Origin of the sequence: Actinoplanes sp. TFC3 (assembly GCF_001553785.1) — a bacterium.
Classification (GTDB): domain Bacteria; phylum Actinomycetota; class Actinomycetes; order Mycobacteriales; family Micromonosporaceae; genus Actinoplanes.
Map to the genome: position 1 here is coordinate 2,249,285 of NZ_LOJP01000001.1, position 15,602 is coordinate 2,264,886.

The following is a 15,602-nucleotide window of genomic DNA, read 5'->3' on the forward strand; positions in this document are numbered from 1 at the left end:
CTCACCTTTGGGAGTGACATGGACGAGCCGAGGGACGTGGGGATCGACGCCGAGACGGAACGGCAGATTGCTGCGAAGATTGCTGAGGAGGTTGTGGGGAGACCGCCGACTGTTGGGGTTATCGGGGTGTCGGGGACCGGGAAGTCGTCGACCATCAACGCGATGTTCAAGGTTGGCTTGGAAGTCAGCCATGTTGTCGCTTGTACCAAGGAATTCCTCAACGTCGACCTGGCGGCGCCGTCGAGCGATCCGCGGCTGGCCGGCCAGCAAACAGTGCTGCGAATCGTTGACGCGCCGGGGCTGGGCGAGGATGTCCGGCGGGACCCGGAATATCTGAGCATGTACGAGGAAGCGCTTCCGGCTGCCGACGTGATCCTGTGGACGATGACGGCACGCAACCGCGCTGTCGCCCTGGACCAGCAGTACCTGCGCCACCTGGCACCCTTTCACGACCGGATGGTGTTCGGCATCAACCAGATCGACCTGGTCGAGCCGCGCGACTGGAGTGAGGCGGCCAACTGCCCGTCGCGCACCCAGCGGCAGAACATCGACATCATCGTGCAGGACCGGGCGGAGCGTATCGAGTCGATTATTGGCCGCAAGCCTGTGGTCGTACCGTATTCTGCAACGCATTTGTACGGGCTGCAGGAACTGTTCACGGCAATGGTGGAAGCGGCGCCACCCCGGCGGTCGTGGATCTTCAGCGCGATCAAGAAGTTCGACCCGTTCGACTTCATTCCGGCGCAGTTGCGCGATCGCGTCGCTCAGGATGTGGGCGAGACCGGGCGGCGCCGGATGAGGTGGTCGCGATGAGCTACATGTCCGAGGAGGAATACCGGTATCTGGTCGCGCGGCTGCGCCGGGATCTGGAGTATTACCGGCGCGAGGACATCCGGGCGTTCGACGCGTTCTGCGAATGGCTCAACTACATCGGGTTCGGCTGGCTGACCGTCGGGCTGCGGATCGGCAACTCCGTGTGGCGCGGGGTACGCGGTCTGTGGCGGCGCATGTTCGGGTGAGGATCAGGGCGGTCCGGGACGACCGGGCCGCCTGCACTTGGTGACCGGCTGACTACAGGAGTAGGCGTTTTGATGGCGGTTCGATAGCCGGGGCCGGTGTGCTGCTCGGGTCGACGAAGGGTCGTGTCGGCAGCGAGGAGTGCAGATGAGCACGAGTGTGTCCGTCGTTGTTCCTAATTACAACTCCGAGAAGACGCTGGCTGCGGTGCTGGAGTCGGTGTACGCCCAGACCTGGCCCGTCGCCCAGGTGATCGTGGCCGATGACGCGAGCACGGACCGGTCACCCGAGATCGCCGCTCGATACCCGTGCCACGTGCTGACCACCGCAGTCAACCGCGGGGTGTCGGCCGCCCGGAACCGCGGAGTTGCCGCCACCACCAGCGACCTCGTGTTCTTCCTGGACTCGGACACCGCCCTGGCCCCGGACGCCGTGGCCAACGCCGTGGCGATTCTCGACAACGAGCCCGAGGTCGGGTGCGTGCACGGGCTGATCGCGGCCCAGCCGCTCTTCGACGACGGGCCGGTGGAACGGTACCGCGTCCTGCACCACTACTACGGTCGCCTGCGCGGTGTCGGGCTCACCCAGAGCGCCTACTTCGCCGCCGCGGCGGTGCGGCGCGAAATCCTCGACGCGGCCGGTCCGTTTGACGAGCGGCTGCGCGACTCGGAGGACACTGAGTACAGCGACCGCCTGGTGCAGCACACGCTGATCCGGCTCACCGATCGCGTGGTGGCGTACCACGATGACGTCGATCGGCTGGGTCCGCTGCTGGCCGAGACGTTCCGGCGGGCGCAATTGCAGTTGCCGGTCGCAGCCGCACACCGGATGCGCAAGGGAACTCTGAAGGGCAACTCGCTTGTCGGGATCGCCGCTGCGGCTTTGGTTCCGGCCACGGCGGTGCTCACGGTGGCCGCGCCGATTCTGTGGCCGCTTCCGGTGGCGTTTGCGCTCCTGTTCGCCGGTGCCAATCCAGGGTTGTCGCGGGCGGCGCTGCGGACGTACGGCATCGGCTTCTTGGCCTTTTTTACCGCCGTGCATTTTCTGGTGCATCTGGCGCTGTGGTCCGGAGCGGTGGCCGGCGCGATTCGCATGCCGCTGGCCCGGTTTCGCGCGAGGGCCCACCAACCGGCGGCGCAAGCGCGATGAGTGAGCGAAGAGCCTGGTGGAAGACCGCGCTGACCGGGCTGTTCATGGTGGCGGCGGCCGGGGGAGTGGCGCTCGCCCTGCGCCACCAGGGCTGGGAAGTGCTGGCACAACTGCGGCAACCCCGCGTCATCCCGTACGTCCTCGGCTCCCTCGCCGCCAACCTGGCCGGGCTGGTGCTCGGGTTGTTGTCGTGGCGGCGGTTCGTCGTTGACGTCGGCGGGCCGGTGGGAGCACGCGACTGCGCCCGGATCTGGGCTGTCGGGATGTTCGGCAAGTACATCCCGGGGCGGCTCTGGGGCCTGGTGGCGCACGTGCGGATGGGCAAGAGCGCGGGCATCAACGCCGGACGGATGGCCACGGCTTTCCTGCTCAGTTTTGGCGTCGTCATGCTCACCGGTGCCGCCATCGGGATGCTGGCGGCACCGGGGCTGGCCATGCCGGGAGTGGGCGGGTCGGCGCAGTGGTGGCTGGCCGTACCGGTGCTGGTCCTCGTGGTGGCCCTGATCTGGCCCGGCCTGGCCAACCGGCTGGTGCTGCTGATGGCGCGGCTGGCCCGGCGGCCGGCTCCCGAACGGCTCGCGTCGGCGGCGGGAATGCGCACCGGGATCGTGCTGGCACTGGCCTCGTGGCTGGTGGCCGGGGTGCACCTGTGGATTCTCACGGTGATGCTCGGCGCCGACCCGGTGCGTGCGCTGCCCGTGGGCGTCGGCGGGTTCGCGCTGGCCACAGTGGCCGGCAGCGCGGCGCTGATCATGCCGGATGGCTGGGGTGCACGGGAGCTGACGCTCACGGTCGCGCTGGCCACCGTGCTGCCCTGGGGCGAAGCCGGTGTGGTGGCGCTGGCCAGCCGGCTCGTCTGCATCGTGGCCGAACTGGGCGCGGCGGCCGTGGTGCTGCTGGTGACGCTGAGACGTACCCAACCAACCCCTGAGATGGAGAGTGTCCGATGAAGTTGTTCACCGTGCAGAGCGCGGAAGAGCTGTCCACCAAGGACGTGCACGACCTGTACGGCAAGTTTGTCAGCAAAAGCCAGGTGAACCTGATGACGACCTTCGGCTTCGGCCGTGAGCTCGTCGACTACGCCGAGGGACCGTGGATCTATCTGCGCGACGGGCGGCGCGTGCTCGACTTCTCCGGCGGCGTCGGCGTGCTGAACCACGGGCACAACCACCCGCGCATCCTGGCCGCCCGCAAGGCGTTCGCCGAGCGCCGCCGGATGGAGGTGCACAAGGCGTTCTTCTCGCCGTACCTGGCGGCGCTGAGCCACAACATCGCGCAGGTGCTGCCCGGCGACCTGAACATCTCCTACTTCCCGAACTCCGGGGCCGAAGCCGTGGAGGGCGCCATCAAGATGGCGTACAAGTTCCACAACGGCAAGCGCAACACCATCATGCGCGCCGACATCAGCTTCCACGGCAAGACGCTGGGGGCGGGCAGCCTCACCGGATCCAGCGAGAACGCCTTCCGGTTCCCGGGGCTGCCAGGGCAGGTCATTTATCCGTACGGCGACATGGCGGCCCTGCGCGCGGCGGTGGACCAGGCGCGCACTTCCGACGGCCAATGCGACGTGTACGCGATCCTGGTCGAACCGTTCTCCGCCTCCAGCCTGCGAGCGTGGCCCGAGCAGAGCCTGCGCGAGCTGCGCAAGCTGTGCACGGAGAAAAACATCGTGCTGATCTTCGACGAGATCTACACCGGCTGGGGCAAGACCGGCAGCCTGTTCTATTTCATGCGCTACGAGGGCCTGGTGCCCGACATCCTGGCCTACTCCAAGTCGCTGGGCGGCGGCAAGGCCTCGATCTCCGGCTACACCGCCCGCGAACCCATCTTCCGCAAGGCCTACGACCGGCTCACCGACGTGATCCTGCACAGCACCACGTACTACGGCTTCGGCGAGGAGACGGCGACCGCGATCGAGGCGGTGAACGTGGTGGTGGAAGAGGACTTCCCGGCCCGGGCCCGCGCGATCGAGTCGGTGCTGCGCCCGGGGCTGGAACGCATCGCCAAGTCATATCCGGATGTCATCACCGCGGTGCAGGGCACGGGCGCGCTGTTCGGGGTGTTCCTGGCCGGCGGGCCGCGGCTGCTCGACTTGGCCGGCAAGCTGGCCCCCGGGTTCAGCAAGGACCCCCAGTTCCGCACCAAGGTCATCACGCTGTCGGTGATCGCGAACCTCTACCGCGAGCACGGGATCATGACGTACTACAGCCCCAACGTGGAGAACCCGTTGATGGTGGCGCCGACGCTGGTGGCCGACCCCGAGGACATCGAGTACTTCCTGGAGAGCCTGGACGCAACCCTGGCCAAGGGGATGCCGCGCCTGCTCACCGCGTTCGTCAAGGAGAAAGTGGGTTCCCGGTGGTGAACGTGGTGGTGACCGGTGCGGCCGGGATGCTGGGTTCGTACCTGGTGCGGCGTTTGGCCGCGGACGGCTACGAGGTCACCGGGCTGGATTTGCGCGACGCCGTGGACGCGCCGCCGCAGGCCCGCCACGTGGTCGGCGACATCCGCGACGCCAAGCTGCTGCACGAGACGCTGTCCGGGGCGGACGCGGTGGTGCACTGTGCCGCCGCGCTGCCCACGTATGCCGACGGGGAGATCCGCTCGGTGATCGTGGACGGCACCCGTAGCGTGCTGAGCGCCGCCCGCGACAACAAGGTCGAGCGGTTCGTGCACATCTCGTCGACAGCGGTGTACGGGCTGCCCAAGATCGTGCCGACGACCGAGGACCATCCGCGGGAGCCGGTCGATCCGTACAGCCGGGCCAAGGCCGAGGCCGAGCAGGCGTGCGAGCAGTTCCGGGCCGCCGGGATGTGCCTGCCGATCCTGCGCCCCAAGACGTTCGTCGGGCCGGGACGGATGGGCCTGTTCGCGATGCTGTTCGAGTGGGCCGAGGAGGGCCGCGACTTCCCCGTGCTCGGGCGCGGCGACGTGCGCATCCAGATGCTGGCCATGGACGACCTGGTCGATGGGGTGGTCACCGCGCTCAAGGCGGCCGATGACGTCGCCAACGACACCTACAACTTGGCGGCTGCGAGCTTCGGCACGATCCGCGAGGACTTCCAGGCGGTGCTGGACGCGGCCGGGCACGGCGGGCGCGTGCGCTCGTTGCCGGCCAGGCCCGCGCTTGCCGCGTTGTCAGTCCTGCAGAAGACAAAGCTTTCCCCGGTGTACGGCCGGTTGCTGCACAAGTTGATGGACGACTCGTTCGTCAGTATCGACAAAGCCACCGAGCGCCTGGGGTTCCGGCCCAATCTGTCCAACCAGGACGCCATTCTGCGCACGTTTGCTTGGTGGCGCTCCGAACGTACCGAAAAGGTCGAAGGCTCGGGACGCACCAGTCGCGAGCCGTGGAAGCAGGGCGCGCTTTCCCTGGCCAAGGTCTTCTTCTAGAAGGAGTACGTCGTGAAAGCCGTCGCGCCGCCCGCCGTCGTCCTTGCGCCCGCCGCTGCCGTCCCGGCCCCCTCGGTCATCGCCGACCTGGTCACGCTCGTGCGGCCCTGGCAGTGGGCGAAGAACCTGCTCGTGATCCCGCTGGCCCTGCTCGATGCCGACGTGTGGAGCTGGAAGATCCTGGGCGATGTCGCCCTCGCGGTCATCGCGTTCACGCTCGCCTCCGCGCTGGTCTACATCGGCAACGACGTCGCCGACCGGCTCCGCGACCGGCGGCACCCGGTCAAACGACTGCGCCCCATCGCCTCCGGCCGGGTGCCCGTGCCGCTGGCCTACGGCTACGCCGGGCTCATCGCGGCCGCCCTGATCGCCATGCTGTCCTGGCTGCCGGACGTGGCGGCGCTACCCGTCGTGGCCTATCTGCTGCTCAACATCGCCTACAGCCGGCGGCTCAAGCACATCCCGCTGGTCGACGTGTGCACGGTAGCCGCCGGGTTCGTGCTGCGGCTGCTGCAGGGCTACACCGCCACGGCCGAGCCGATCTCGAGCTGGCTGGTGGTCGCCGTGTTCACGCTGTGCCTGCTGCTGATCCTGGGTAAGCGCCGCCATGAGCTGACCGTCTCGGGGGCCGATCATCGACCGGCGTTGCGCGGCTACACCGTGGCGCTGGCCGACCATCTGCTGGTGTTGAGTGCGGTGATCGCGGTGGTGGCCGGGCTGCTCTATGTGCGCACCGAAGCGCCCGTGAGTCCGTACGGCACGGGTGCTCTGCTCCTGTCCCTGCCGTTGGGGTTGTTCGCCTTGTTGCGCTACCTGCAGGCGGTGCTGGTGGACAGCGGTGGTGGTGATCCGGTACGAACCCTGCTCACCGATCGCACCCTGCTCACCGCCGGGGGCCTGTGGGCAGCCGCGTTCACCGTCCTGCTGGTGCTCGCCCACACCCCCGACCTGGCCACCCGGGTGCTGCCATGACCACGCCCCTGGTGACGGTGATCGTGCCCAACTACAACTACGGCTCGGCCCTCGGGCATTGCTTGACATCCATTCAAGCGCAGACCTACCCGGCGCTGGAGCTGCTGATGGTCGACGACTGCTCGACCGACAACTCGGTGGCCGTCGCGCAGGCCCTGGGCGTACGGGTGATCTCGACCGGCACCAACAGCGGGGTGGCCACCACCCGCAACCTCGGCGCCCAGCACGCCGCCGGTGAGATCCTGGTCTTCGTCGACTCGGACGTGGAGATCCGGCCCGACGCGGTGGCCAACGCGGTGGCCGCGCTGCAGCAGGATCCCGGCGTCGGCGCGGTGTGCGGCAACTACGACCCCGAACCGCTGATCCGCCGTGGCCCGGTGCAGGAATACCGCAGCCTGCAGCAAACCTATTGGCTGGTGGCCGACGAGGGGGAGATCTCGACGCTGTACACCGCGATCCTGGCCATCCCCAGGCACGTGTTCACCGAGATCGGCCCGTTCAACCCGCGGCTGCGCCAGACCGAGGATTCCGACTACGGGCGCCGGTTGTCCAGCCGCTACCGGGTGCTGCTGACGCCCAAGGTCCGCGGGCGCCACGATCACGACGCCACCGTAGGTGTGATCGTGCGCAAGGTGTTCCATCGCACGAGGTTGCATGTGCCGTACGTCGCCATGCGCGAGGACGGCAGCAGACAGCCGCGCGGCAAGGCCGGCTCGGCGCGGCTGGCCGGGACCGTTCTGGCCACCTTGGCGGTGCTGACGCTCGTGGTGCCGTTCGTGCTCGGCGCGGTCTGGTGGGCGTTGCCGGCGGTGCTGCTGGCCGCGTTCATCGCCTCGGAACCGGGCATGTACCGCTACGTCGCCCGGCATCGCGGGGTGCTGTTCCTGCCGTTCTTCACGCTGATGTACCTGCTGGTCAACCTGGTCATCATGGCCGGGCTGGTGAGCGGGGTGCTGCAGTGGCTGATGTCGGCGCGCTTCCGCAGCACCTATCGCGAGGCGGTCGCGTGAGGAAGTGGTCGGCGTACGTGCTCAGCGCCGGCTGGTTCGCGTACACGGTACTGAACCTGGTGCTCAGCGGCGAATGGGCGCTGTGGCTGCTGCCGAATCTGGTGCCACCGCTGGCGTTCGTGGTCGTCCCGCCGGTTCTGGCGTTGCTGGGGCTGGCGGTGCGCGGCGCGCGATGGGTGGTAACGGTCACCGCCCTGGGTTCGCTGGTCCTGGGAGCCGGGCAGGCCGGGCTGAACCTGGAGCACCAGGACAGCCCGGTGCCCGCGGGGGCCATCAAGGTGGTCTCCTGGAACACCGAGGCGTGGCACCTGTCCGGCGACCCGGACGGCTTCTACCGCTTCCTGCAGGCCCAGGACGCCGACGTGTACCTGCTGCAGGAGTACCAGCCCGCCGACCAGAGCATCACCAGAGCGCTGGCCGGCATCGACGAAACCCTGATACCGCAACACCTGCCGGGCTACCGGGCCATCGCGGTGGGCGAGTTGCTGGTGCTGACCCGGCTTGCGGTCACCGGCATCCGGCCCCTGCCCGCTCCGCCCCCGGCCGGTGCGCCCTGGCGCTACGCCTACGACACGGTCAAGTCGCTGCGGGTCGACCTGAACATCGGCGGGCACGCGGTGTCCTTCTACGACGTGCACATCCCGGTGCCGATCGACCTGGGTCAGAGCCCGCTGTCGGCCGGCTTCTACCGGGCGATCGGCGACCGGGCCGCGCAACGCGACGCCCAGTGGTCGGCGCTGGCCGCGGACGTGGCCGCCAACCCGGCTCCCATCCTGCTGGCCGGTGACCTCAACTCGACCCCGGCGATGGGCGAGCTGCACCGGTTGCCGGGCAAGCTGCACGACGCCGCGCCGGCGATGGACACCTTCTATCCCGGTTCCTGGCCCCGCGGCACAGCGTTGTGGCGCCTCGACTGGCTGTTCACCACGACCGGGCTGGCCGTGCACCGCTACACGTTCACCAGCCCGCCCGGCATGTCCGATCACCGCCTGCAGACCGTCCTTCTCACCCCCGGGGGTTCCTCATGACGCTCGTGTCGGTCATCGTGCCGAACTACAACTACGCCGAGGCGCTGCCGTTGTGCCTCAAAGCGTTGCAGGAGCAGACCTACTCGCCGCTGGAGATCCTGGTCGTCGATGACGGCAGCACCGACGGTTCGGCCGAGATCGCCGAGGCCATGGGAGTGACGGTGATCCGTACGCCAAACGGCGGCGTGTCCCGGGCCCGCAACCTCGGGGTCGCGCACGCCAAGGGCGACGTGTTCTTCTTCGTGGACTCCGATGTGGCTCTCGCCCCGGACGCCATCGAACTCAGCGTGCGGCTGCTCGACTCCGACCCGAAGATCGGGGCGGCGTGCGGCATCTATGACGCGGAACCGCTGATCCGGCACAGCCGCGTGGAGGAGTACCGCTGCATGCAGGGCCATTACTGGCGGCTGGATTCAGACGGCAACGTCAGCTTCCTGTTCTCCAGCCTGTGCGCGATCCCGCGGCGGGTGTGGGAAGACATCGGCCCGTTCAAGAGCGCCGACGGGCTGCAGGAGGAGGTCGACTACGGCGAGCGCCTGTCGGCCAAGTACGACCTGCGCCTGGACAGCCGGATCCGGGGACGCCACGACGACGAGAGCGAACTGTGGCCCATGCTGCGCAAACTGTTCAAGCGTGGCCGCATGCGCATCCCGCTCTACGCCCGCCGCAAGAAATTCGCTCAGGGGTACGAGAGCCCGCTGCGCGCCTACGCCAGCATCGCCGCCCTGGCCGGCACTGTGGCCCTGCCACTGCCCCTGCTCGCCGGCGCGTGGTGGGCCGCCGTCCCGGTGGGCTTGCTGGCCGCATCCCTGCTGCTCGACGCCGGCATGTACCGCTACGTGCTGCGGCACCGCGGGTTCGCTTTCCTGGCCTACTACACCGGCGTGCACTACCTGCTGAACCTGACCATTGCCTCAAGCGTCGGCGTGGGGGTGCTGCACTGGCTGGTTTCCGGCCGGTTCCGCCGGCTGTACGACGTCGAGCCGGTGGCCGCCGCGAGCTTCTGAATCACGCAAGGGATGGCACAGAGAATGACCATGCAGCTACAGTAAGCATTCCTAACAGCTCGACCTGCGTCTATGGCTCATGAGTTCGCGTAACGAACGGGGGAAACATGGACCTTCGCATTCTCGGTCCGCTGGAGGTGTCGGTGCAGGGTAATCAGGTGCAGCTCGGCGGCGCCAGGCACCGCATCCTGCTCGCCATCCTCGCCTTGGAGGCCAACCGGCTGGTCACTGTGGACAAGCTGGTGCAGAGCCTCTGGGAGGAGAACCCGCCACCGACCGCCCGCGGTCAGGTGCAGATCTGCGTCTCCAAGGTGCGCCGGGTGCTCAGCGCGACGGCGCTGCGCAACGCGGTTGTCACCCGCCCGGCCGGTTACCTGCTGCGGGCGCCCGCCGACCAACTCGATGCGCTGGTCTTCGACGACCTCGCCGGGCAGGCCCGCACCGCTGCGGGCGCCGGGCAGGAGACCGAAGCGGCCGAACTGCTGCGCTCGGCGCTGCGGCTCTGGCGGGGCGCGCCGCTGGCCGACGTGCCCTCGGCCGTGGTCCAGGCCGGAGTGGCCCGGCTGCACGAGCGCCGGCTGCGCATCCTGCAGGAGCGGGTCCGCCTCGACCTGCGCCTCGGCCGCCACCACGAGCTGCTGCCCGAGCTGCGCGAGCTCACCGGTGAGCACCCCGCGCACGAGAACCTGCTGGCCAGCCTGATGCTGGCGCTGTACCGGGCCGGACGTCAGATCGAGGCGCTGGACGTCTACCGCACCGCCCGGGCCGAGCTGATCGCCGAGTTCGGCGTGGAGCCCGGGGAGGAGCTGCGCCGCTTGGAGCACGCGATCCTGTCCCGCAGCCCCGAACTCGACCTGCACAGCGACGCCGTGCAGGTGGCGGCCCGGGTCGGACCGGTGCCCCGCCAGCTTCCGGCCGACATCACCGACCTGACCGGGCGCGCCGACGCCGCCCGTGGCCTGCTGACCGTGCTGCCCGCCGACGGCGCCGGTTCGGGGCTGCCCGTGGTCGCCATCTCCGGCGCCGGCGGGGTCGGAAAGTCCACATTGGCCATTCATGTCGCCCATCGCCGGGCCGACACCTTCCCCGACGGTCAGCTCTACGCCAAGCTCAGCAGCGGGGGCCGGCGCCTCGACCCGGCCGACGTGCTGACCCGGTTCTTGGGCGCGCTGGGCGCCGGCGCGGTGACCGGCACCGTCGAGGACCGAATAGCCGAGTACCGCAGCCGGATGGCCGATCGGCGGATCCTGGTGGTGCTCGACGACGCGGTCGACGAGGCGCAGGTGCTGCCGCTGCTGCCCGGCTCGGCGAGTTGCGCGGTGCTGACCACGAGCCGGTCACGGCTGGCCGGGCTGGCCGGCGCCCGGCACATCACCCTCACCCCGCTCAGCGATCCCGACGCCGCCGAGCTGCTGGCCCGCATCATCGGGGCTGACCGGCTGCGCGCGGAGCCGGCTGCCACCCGGGAACTGGTGACGTTGTGCGGGGGTTTGCCGTTGGCCGTACGTATTGTCGGCGCCCGGCTGGCTTCGCGCCCGCACTGGCGGATCGGCCAGCTCACCGAGCGGCTGCGCGACCCCAGCCGGCGCCTCGACGAGATGGTCTACGGCGACCTGCAGCTGCGCGCCACGTTCCGGCAGGACTATCTGTCGCTACCCGAACAGGGCCGCCGGTTGCTGCGCCGGCTCGCCGGTCTCGACGAGCCGGTGTTCCCCGCCTCGGTGGCCGCCGGTCTGCTCGGCATCGACGTGTCGGTAGGGGAGGAGCTGATGGCCCAGCTCTTCGACGCCCGGCTGCTGGACGTCAAGGTCGACCGGGCCACCGCGCTCTACCGCTTCCATTCGCTGGTGCGGCCCTTCGCCCGCGAGATGCTGGCCGCCGAGGCCGTCCCGGCCACCTGCGCCGGCGGCATCGGCCGGCGTCAGGACATGTCGACGGCGTAGGCCGCGTCCCGCACGTCCGGGTCGGGGTGGGTGCGCAGACCCAGCAGCAGCTCCCGCCACGCGACCGGCCAGCCGAACGAGGCACCCGGCTGGACCAGCGCCACCGCCGCCAGCCCACCGGCCAGGTCACCCCGCGCGGCCAGGGCGCTCACTGTCGAGCGCAGCACCGCCGGGTCGATGAACTCGGGCAGTTCGCGCAGGCGTGACCCGATGAGCTCGGCAGCTTGCACGGCCAGCGCCGGCCGGTGAGCACATCGATCAGCCACCTCCGGCAGGTTGTCCAGCCGCCCCAGGCCGATCAGCATCGTGACCGCCAACGCGGTGAATTCCGCGTGCCCGGCCAGCCCGTGCGCCGAGTCGACGAACGGCCGCCGGTCCTGGCTGACCGAGGCGGTGCGCGACCAGCCGATGACGCCACGGGCCAGGGTTTCCAGGCGGCGGCGGGCCGGGCGGTCCGAAGCCGGGCCGCCCGGGTCGTCATCGGCCGCGTCGCGCTCGATGAGGCGGGCGAACGTCGCATCCAGGCCGGTGCCGTTCAGCGCCGGGATCAAGCTGGTCAACTGGACCGGCAGCAGCGGCTCACCCAGATCGGTGAGCCGCTGCTGGACAAGCTCGGCCGTGCCGGTGGTCCACCGCGCCCAGGACGGCAATTGAGCGAACGCGGCGCGCCGGATCTCCCGGTCGTCGGCGCGGCACGCCGTCTTGATCAACTCGGCGTACTGCTGCCGGAAACGCTCGGGAATGCCCCATGGCGTCGCGGCGAGCACGGCCCGGCGATCCTCCCGCGAGCCGGGCGACGTCAAGATCAGCCAGCTGTCGGGGTCGGCGAGGCGTTGGCGTGCGGCCGAGACGATCGCTGCGCGCACATCACGATGCGTGCCGATTTCCCGGTACGTCCGCAGCAGCACCCCCATCACCCCGGGCGGCCCCAGCCGCGCAAGCAGCCGGGCTGCCTCCTTGCGGCTGGTTACCTTCACCGACTCCCCGGTCAGCACCGCACCCAGCAGCGCCGGCAACGTCGACGGCGCCACGAAGCGAGCCGCGCGCCCAGCCGAATACAGCGCCACCCGCGCCCGGTCCCCACCGGCGTACCGCAGCAGCACCGGCAACGCCTCATCCGGGCGATCCGACCACGCCAGCGCCGCCAGCGCCGCCTCGGCAATGACCACCTCGGACGCGTCGACATACCGCAGCACCAGTTCGCGTCCCAGCACTGGCACCCGCGCCGCCGCGTGGATCGCTGTCGCCCGGTGCCACACCTCAGCTCCCGCATCGGTGATGACCCGCTTCAGCAACGCCAGGTAGGCCGCCTGCTGACGCGGCAGCCAGCGCTCCAGATGCTGGGCATACTGCGGCACCCAGCGCACCTTGCGGTCCACGAACCGCCCGCGCGGGGCCTTGTCCAGCACCCGGTCCAGCAGATCGGTGCGGGTGCTGCACAGCGTGTGCCACACCTCGGCGAAGGTCACCGTCGACGAGTCAAGGTTGAGCACCTCGGCCACCCGGTCCGCCCGGCCGTGCGGATTCTCCAGCCACAGGTGGATGGCTTGGCGTACCACCGGCTCCTGCCGCGCCCCGATCGCCTCGCGCAGCATGGCTTGCAGCACCGGAACGTTCCAGGCCCGCTTGCCCAGCGCCGCGGTGAGCGCGAACAGCGGCCCGTACCGGCCCCGGTCCACGCCCGCCCGGACCCACGGTCGTAGCCGGTCGACCACCTCGTGCTCCTGGCCCCGGCGCAGCACCGTGTCGAACCGGCGCAGCACCGGCACACTCGACCCGCTGCTGATCAGGTCGATCGCCAGCAACGCCCAGTCCCGCAACGCCGGCTCGCCGACGTGGTGCTGCAACGTATCAGCGGCCAGCGTGCTCAACGCCGCCATGCTCGCCGCCGAGGCATCGCGCGCCTCCACCGCGTCGGTCACAATGGCGGTCAATCCATCGGCCGTGTCCGCGCTCAGCAGCCGGGCCACACCGGCGAGCGCGGTGAGCGCTGCCGCCCGTACCGGATCCTGCTCGTTGCGCAACCGCCTCAGCCGAGCGACAACCTCGGCCACCACCCGCGGATCGCGCGACCGTCGCGCCGCATCCACCAGCAGCCGGTACGCCCGCGCCCGCTCCTCAGCATCGCTCGAACGCAGCGCGCTTTCCAGCGCCGCCGCCGCCTCCGGCCAGGCCAGAAATGAACTCCACAGCAGCACCAGCCACTCTTCGTCGCGGGTCTGCTTGAGCCCCAGCACCCGGGTCGCCTCCCGGATCCGCACCGCAGCGGGCAGCACCTCGATCACCTGCGGCGTCGGCACCAGCACGGCGGTATCCACCTCGGCCAGCGCGGCGTCGTACAGCTCCCCACGCCGAGCCGGGGCCACGGCGTCGAGCAGCGCGGCCAGGCTTCGCGGGTGGTCGTGCAGGCGCTGCGCGAGCGGGGCGAGGTCGGCGACCGGCAGCGTGGCGAGCCGGCGCAGGAGGGCGGGAGACAGCTGCGTGCGGCGCAACCAGGCCGCGCGGGCCGGGGCGAGGAGCAAAGCCAGGACCCGGTGCGGGCTGAAAGCGGCAATTTTCCCGTACGCGGTGAGCGCGCCGGGCAGCGTCTGGTCGGGCGCATACCGCTCCAGCAGACCGAGCACGGCTTCCGGGTCGCACTGCAGGACGGCGGTGGCCAGGTTGGCCCAGATGCGGTTGCGATGCTCGGGGGCGGCGGCTTCGAGCCGGGTTCCGGTCCGCTCCAGCAGCAGACCGGGGTGGCGTCGCACGAGTCGCTCGGGGTTGAGGGCGTGTTCGAGGTCGGGGAGCTTTGTTCGTACCGTGGGGGGACTGCAGGCGGGAAGCAGAGCCGCAGCTTCACTGTCACCGTGCGCGGCACGGACCTGCTCGAAGATCGCGTCGGCGAGGGCTGGGGCTTGCAAGGAACGGAGCGTGCGGTAGATGCGGCGGCGGTGGGCGGCCGGCAGGTCGGTCAGGTCGGGGATTTCGGTGCTTGTTCCTCGGTGGGGGCTTTCCGCGCTTGTTCGCAGGGCGGCGCTGATGGCGCTGGCGCGGATGCTCGGCTGCTGATCCTGGGTGGCGCCGCGGATGCCGTCGTCGTCTCGGGTGGCCATCGCGATGACGAGCGCGAGCCCGCGTTCGTAGGGTCCCTGTTCGCGCAGCTCAGCGCCGACGAAGGCGGCATGCGTGTCCGATTTTGCCCAGGCGGCCAGATGGCGCATCCGGGCCGGGTACGACAGCGGGTCGAGCGCGGAGAGCAGGTTTTGGGTAGCGGCGAGCACGCGCAAGTGTCTCTCATCGGTGGCGCTTCCTGAGGGCTGGGCTTTGTGGGCGTGGCGCTTTGGCTGCGGGTGGGGCTTTGTGCCTGGCTGCATGTGGCGCTTTGGCTGCGGGTGAGGTGGGGGACCTGCCATCCTGGATGCCACGGCGGCCGTCGGGGGTGGGCGATGACATCCGGTTCCGGCTCGGACCCGCACATGCTGGCGCTGCTGCGCGCGATGCGGCTGCGCCTGGCCGCCCCGGACGCCGCCGAAGCCGGCGCGGCCGACGTCGAAGCAGCCCTGGGCCCAGCCGCGGCTGCGGCGCCGCTGCATCCCGAAGAGCTGATGCACCCGCACTGGCCGGCCCACCACGAACTCCCGTCAGCCGAGCCCCCGGTACTACCGTCCGCGCACCCCTTCCGAGACCTGACGGCCGGAGGAGTGCCGCGCTTGGAACGCGAAAACGCCGAGGCGGGCGAAGCCGGCGGGGTACGCGCACGGCCGGGCGGAATCTCCGGGCGGCCCCGGGGCAGCTTGGGGCCGCTTCCCTCATCCCCACCCCCTGTTCCCGCTCCGCCTGTTGTTGCGCCGGGCGGCGGAGGTGTCACTCTTGGGCCCGTCCCTTCGGGGAGTACTCCGATCGTTGACGGGCCTGCGGTTGTCCGGCCGGCTGCCGGGGGCGGTCAGGGAGTGCCGGTTCGGGTGTCGGTGGCCGATTTTGATCCGGGCAGCTTGATGGACTTGCTGCCGGAGGACCTGGGGCCGGGTGCGGTGCGGGGGAATGGGACGGTTCCTGCTCATTTGCTGCCGCCCGGGTCCGCTCCGGGGGGTGGCTCTGGGG

At 70.1% G+C, this 15,602-nt stretch carries 12 protein-coding genes; 11 read left to right on the forward strand and 1 reads right to left on the reverse strand.

What is annotated here, in order from left to right; genetic code table 11:
* Positions 1 to 36: 36 nt before the first annotated feature.
* The 11 genes from TFC3_RS10330 to TFC3_RS10380 all read left to right on the forward strand — a co-directional run bounded on the left by TFC3_RS10330 (position 37) and on the right by TFC3_RS10380 (position 11,519).
* Positions 37 to 813, forward strand: a complete 777-nt coding sequence (locus tag TFC3_RS10330) for a GTPase family protein (RefSeq protein WP_161952563.1) — start codon at positions 37 to 39, stop codon at positions 811 to 813.
* Entirely contained in the window at positions 810 to 1,019 is a 210-nt protein-coding gene (locus tag TFC3_RS10335) for a hypothetical protein (protein WP_067498681.1), read from the forward strand. The genes TFC3_RS10330 and TFC3_RS10335 overlap by 4 nt, the downstream gene beginning before the upstream one ends.
* A 145-nt stretch (positions 1,020 to 1,164) precedes the next feature.
* Complete coding sequence (locus TFC3_RS10340) at positions 1,165 to 2,166, forward strand: glycosyltransferase family 2 protein (protein WP_067498683.1); 1,002 nt, start codon at positions 1,165 to 1,167, stop codon at positions 2,164 to 2,166.
* Positions 2,163 to 3,116: a lysylphosphatidylglycerol synthase domain-containing protein gene (locus TFC3_RS10345; protein ID WP_067498685.1), complete on the forward strand. Its 954-nt coding sequence runs from the start codon at positions 2,163 to 2,165 to the stop codon at positions 3,114 to 3,116. The genes TFC3_RS10340 and TFC3_RS10345 overlap by 4 nt, the downstream gene beginning before the upstream one ends.
* Before the next feature lie 92 nt (positions 3,117 to 3,208).
* Positions 3,209 to 4,531 (forward strand): aspartate aminotransferase family protein, encoded by a 1,323-nt coding sequence (locus TFC3_RS10350; protein WP_201787229.1) that lies wholly within the window; start codon positions 3,209 to 3,211, stop codon positions 4,529 to 4,531.
* Positions 4,528 to 5,559, forward strand: coding sequence for an NAD(P)-dependent oxidoreductase (locus TFC3_RS10355; RefSeq protein ID WP_082772413.1), 1,032 nt, complete (start codon positions 4,528 to 4,530; stop codon positions 5,557 to 5,559). The genes TFC3_RS10350 and TFC3_RS10355 overlap by 4 nt, the downstream gene beginning before the upstream one ends.
* 12 nt (positions 5,560 to 5,571) lie before the next feature.
* A complete protein-coding gene (locus tag TFC3_RS10360; protein ID WP_236718060.1) occupies positions 5,572 to 6,531 on the forward strand; it encodes a UbiA prenyltransferase family protein in 960 nt (319 codons plus the stop codon).
* On the forward strand, positions 6,528 to 7,541 hold the full coding sequence (locus TFC3_RS10365) for a glycosyltransferase family 2 protein (RefSeq protein WP_067498688.1): 1,014 nt from the start codon (positions 6,528 to 6,530) through the stop codon (positions 7,539 to 7,541). Before TFC3_RS10360 ends, TFC3_RS10365 begins: the two co-directional genes overlap by 4 nt.
* Positions 7,538 to 8,569 carry an endonuclease/exonuclease/phosphatase family protein gene (locus tag TFC3_RS10370; protein WP_067498690.1) on the forward strand — a complete coding sequence of 344 codons (1,032 nt, stop codon included), beginning with the start codon at positions 7,538 to 7,540 and terminating at the stop codon, positions 8,567 to 8,569. The genes TFC3_RS10365 and TFC3_RS10370 overlap by 4 nt, the downstream gene beginning before the upstream one ends.
* Complete coding sequence (locus TFC3_RS10375) at positions 8,566 to 9,576, forward strand: glycosyltransferase family 2 protein (RefSeq protein WP_067498692.1); 1,011 nt, start codon at positions 8,566 to 8,568, stop codon at positions 9,574 to 9,576. The genes TFC3_RS10370 and TFC3_RS10375 overlap by 4 nt, the downstream gene beginning before the upstream one ends.
* Before the next feature lie 107 nt (positions 9,577 to 9,683).
* Positions 9,684 to 11,519, forward strand: coding sequence for an AfsR/SARP family transcriptional regulator (locus TFC3_RS10380; protein ID WP_067498694.1), 1,836 nt, complete (start codon positions 9,684 to 9,686; stop codon positions 11,517 to 11,519).
* Here TFC3_RS10380 and TFC3_RS10385 read toward each other — a convergent pair.
* Positions 11,498 to 14,782 (reverse strand): hypothetical protein, encoded by a 3,285-nt coding sequence (locus TFC3_RS10385; protein ID WP_067498696.1) that lies wholly within the window; start codon positions 14,780 to 14,782, stop codon positions 11,498 to 11,500. The two genes, TFC3_RS10380 and TFC3_RS10385, sit on opposite strands and share 22 nt — an antisense overlap.
* Positions 14,783 to 15,602: the final 820 nt, after the last annotated feature.

What these genes read in the sequence shown, in the direction of transcription:
- TFC3_RS10335 (WP_067498681.1), top strand. Translation starts at nt 810, where the DNA reads ATGAGCTACATGTCCGAGGAGGAATACCGGTATCTGGTCGCGCGGCTG.
- TFC3_RS10340 (WP_067498683.1), top strand. Translation starts at nt 1,165, where the DNA reads ATGAGCACGAGTGTGTCCGTCGTTGTTCCTAATTACAACTCCGAGAAG.
- TFC3_RS10345 (WP_067498685.1), top strand. Translation starts at nt 2,163, where the DNA reads ATGAGTGAGCGAAGAGCCTGGTGGAAGACCGCGCTGACCGGGCTGTTC.
- TFC3_RS10350 (WP_201787229.1), top strand. Translation starts at nt 3,209, where the DNA reads ATGACGACCTTCGGCTTCGGCCGTGAGCTCGTCGACTACGCCGAGGGA.
- TFC3_RS10365 (WP_067498688.1), top strand. Translation starts at nt 6,528, where the DNA reads ATGACCACGCCCCTGGTGACGGTGATCGTGCCCAACTACAACTACGGC.
- TFC3_RS10375 (WP_067498692.1), top strand. Translation starts at nt 8,566, where the DNA reads ATGACGCTCGTGTCGGTCATCGTGCCGAACTACAACTACGCCGAGGCG.
- TFC3_RS10380 (WP_067498694.1), top strand. Translation starts at nt 9,684, where the DNA reads ATGGACCTTCGCATTCTCGGTCCGCTGGAGGTGTCGGTGCAGGGTAAT.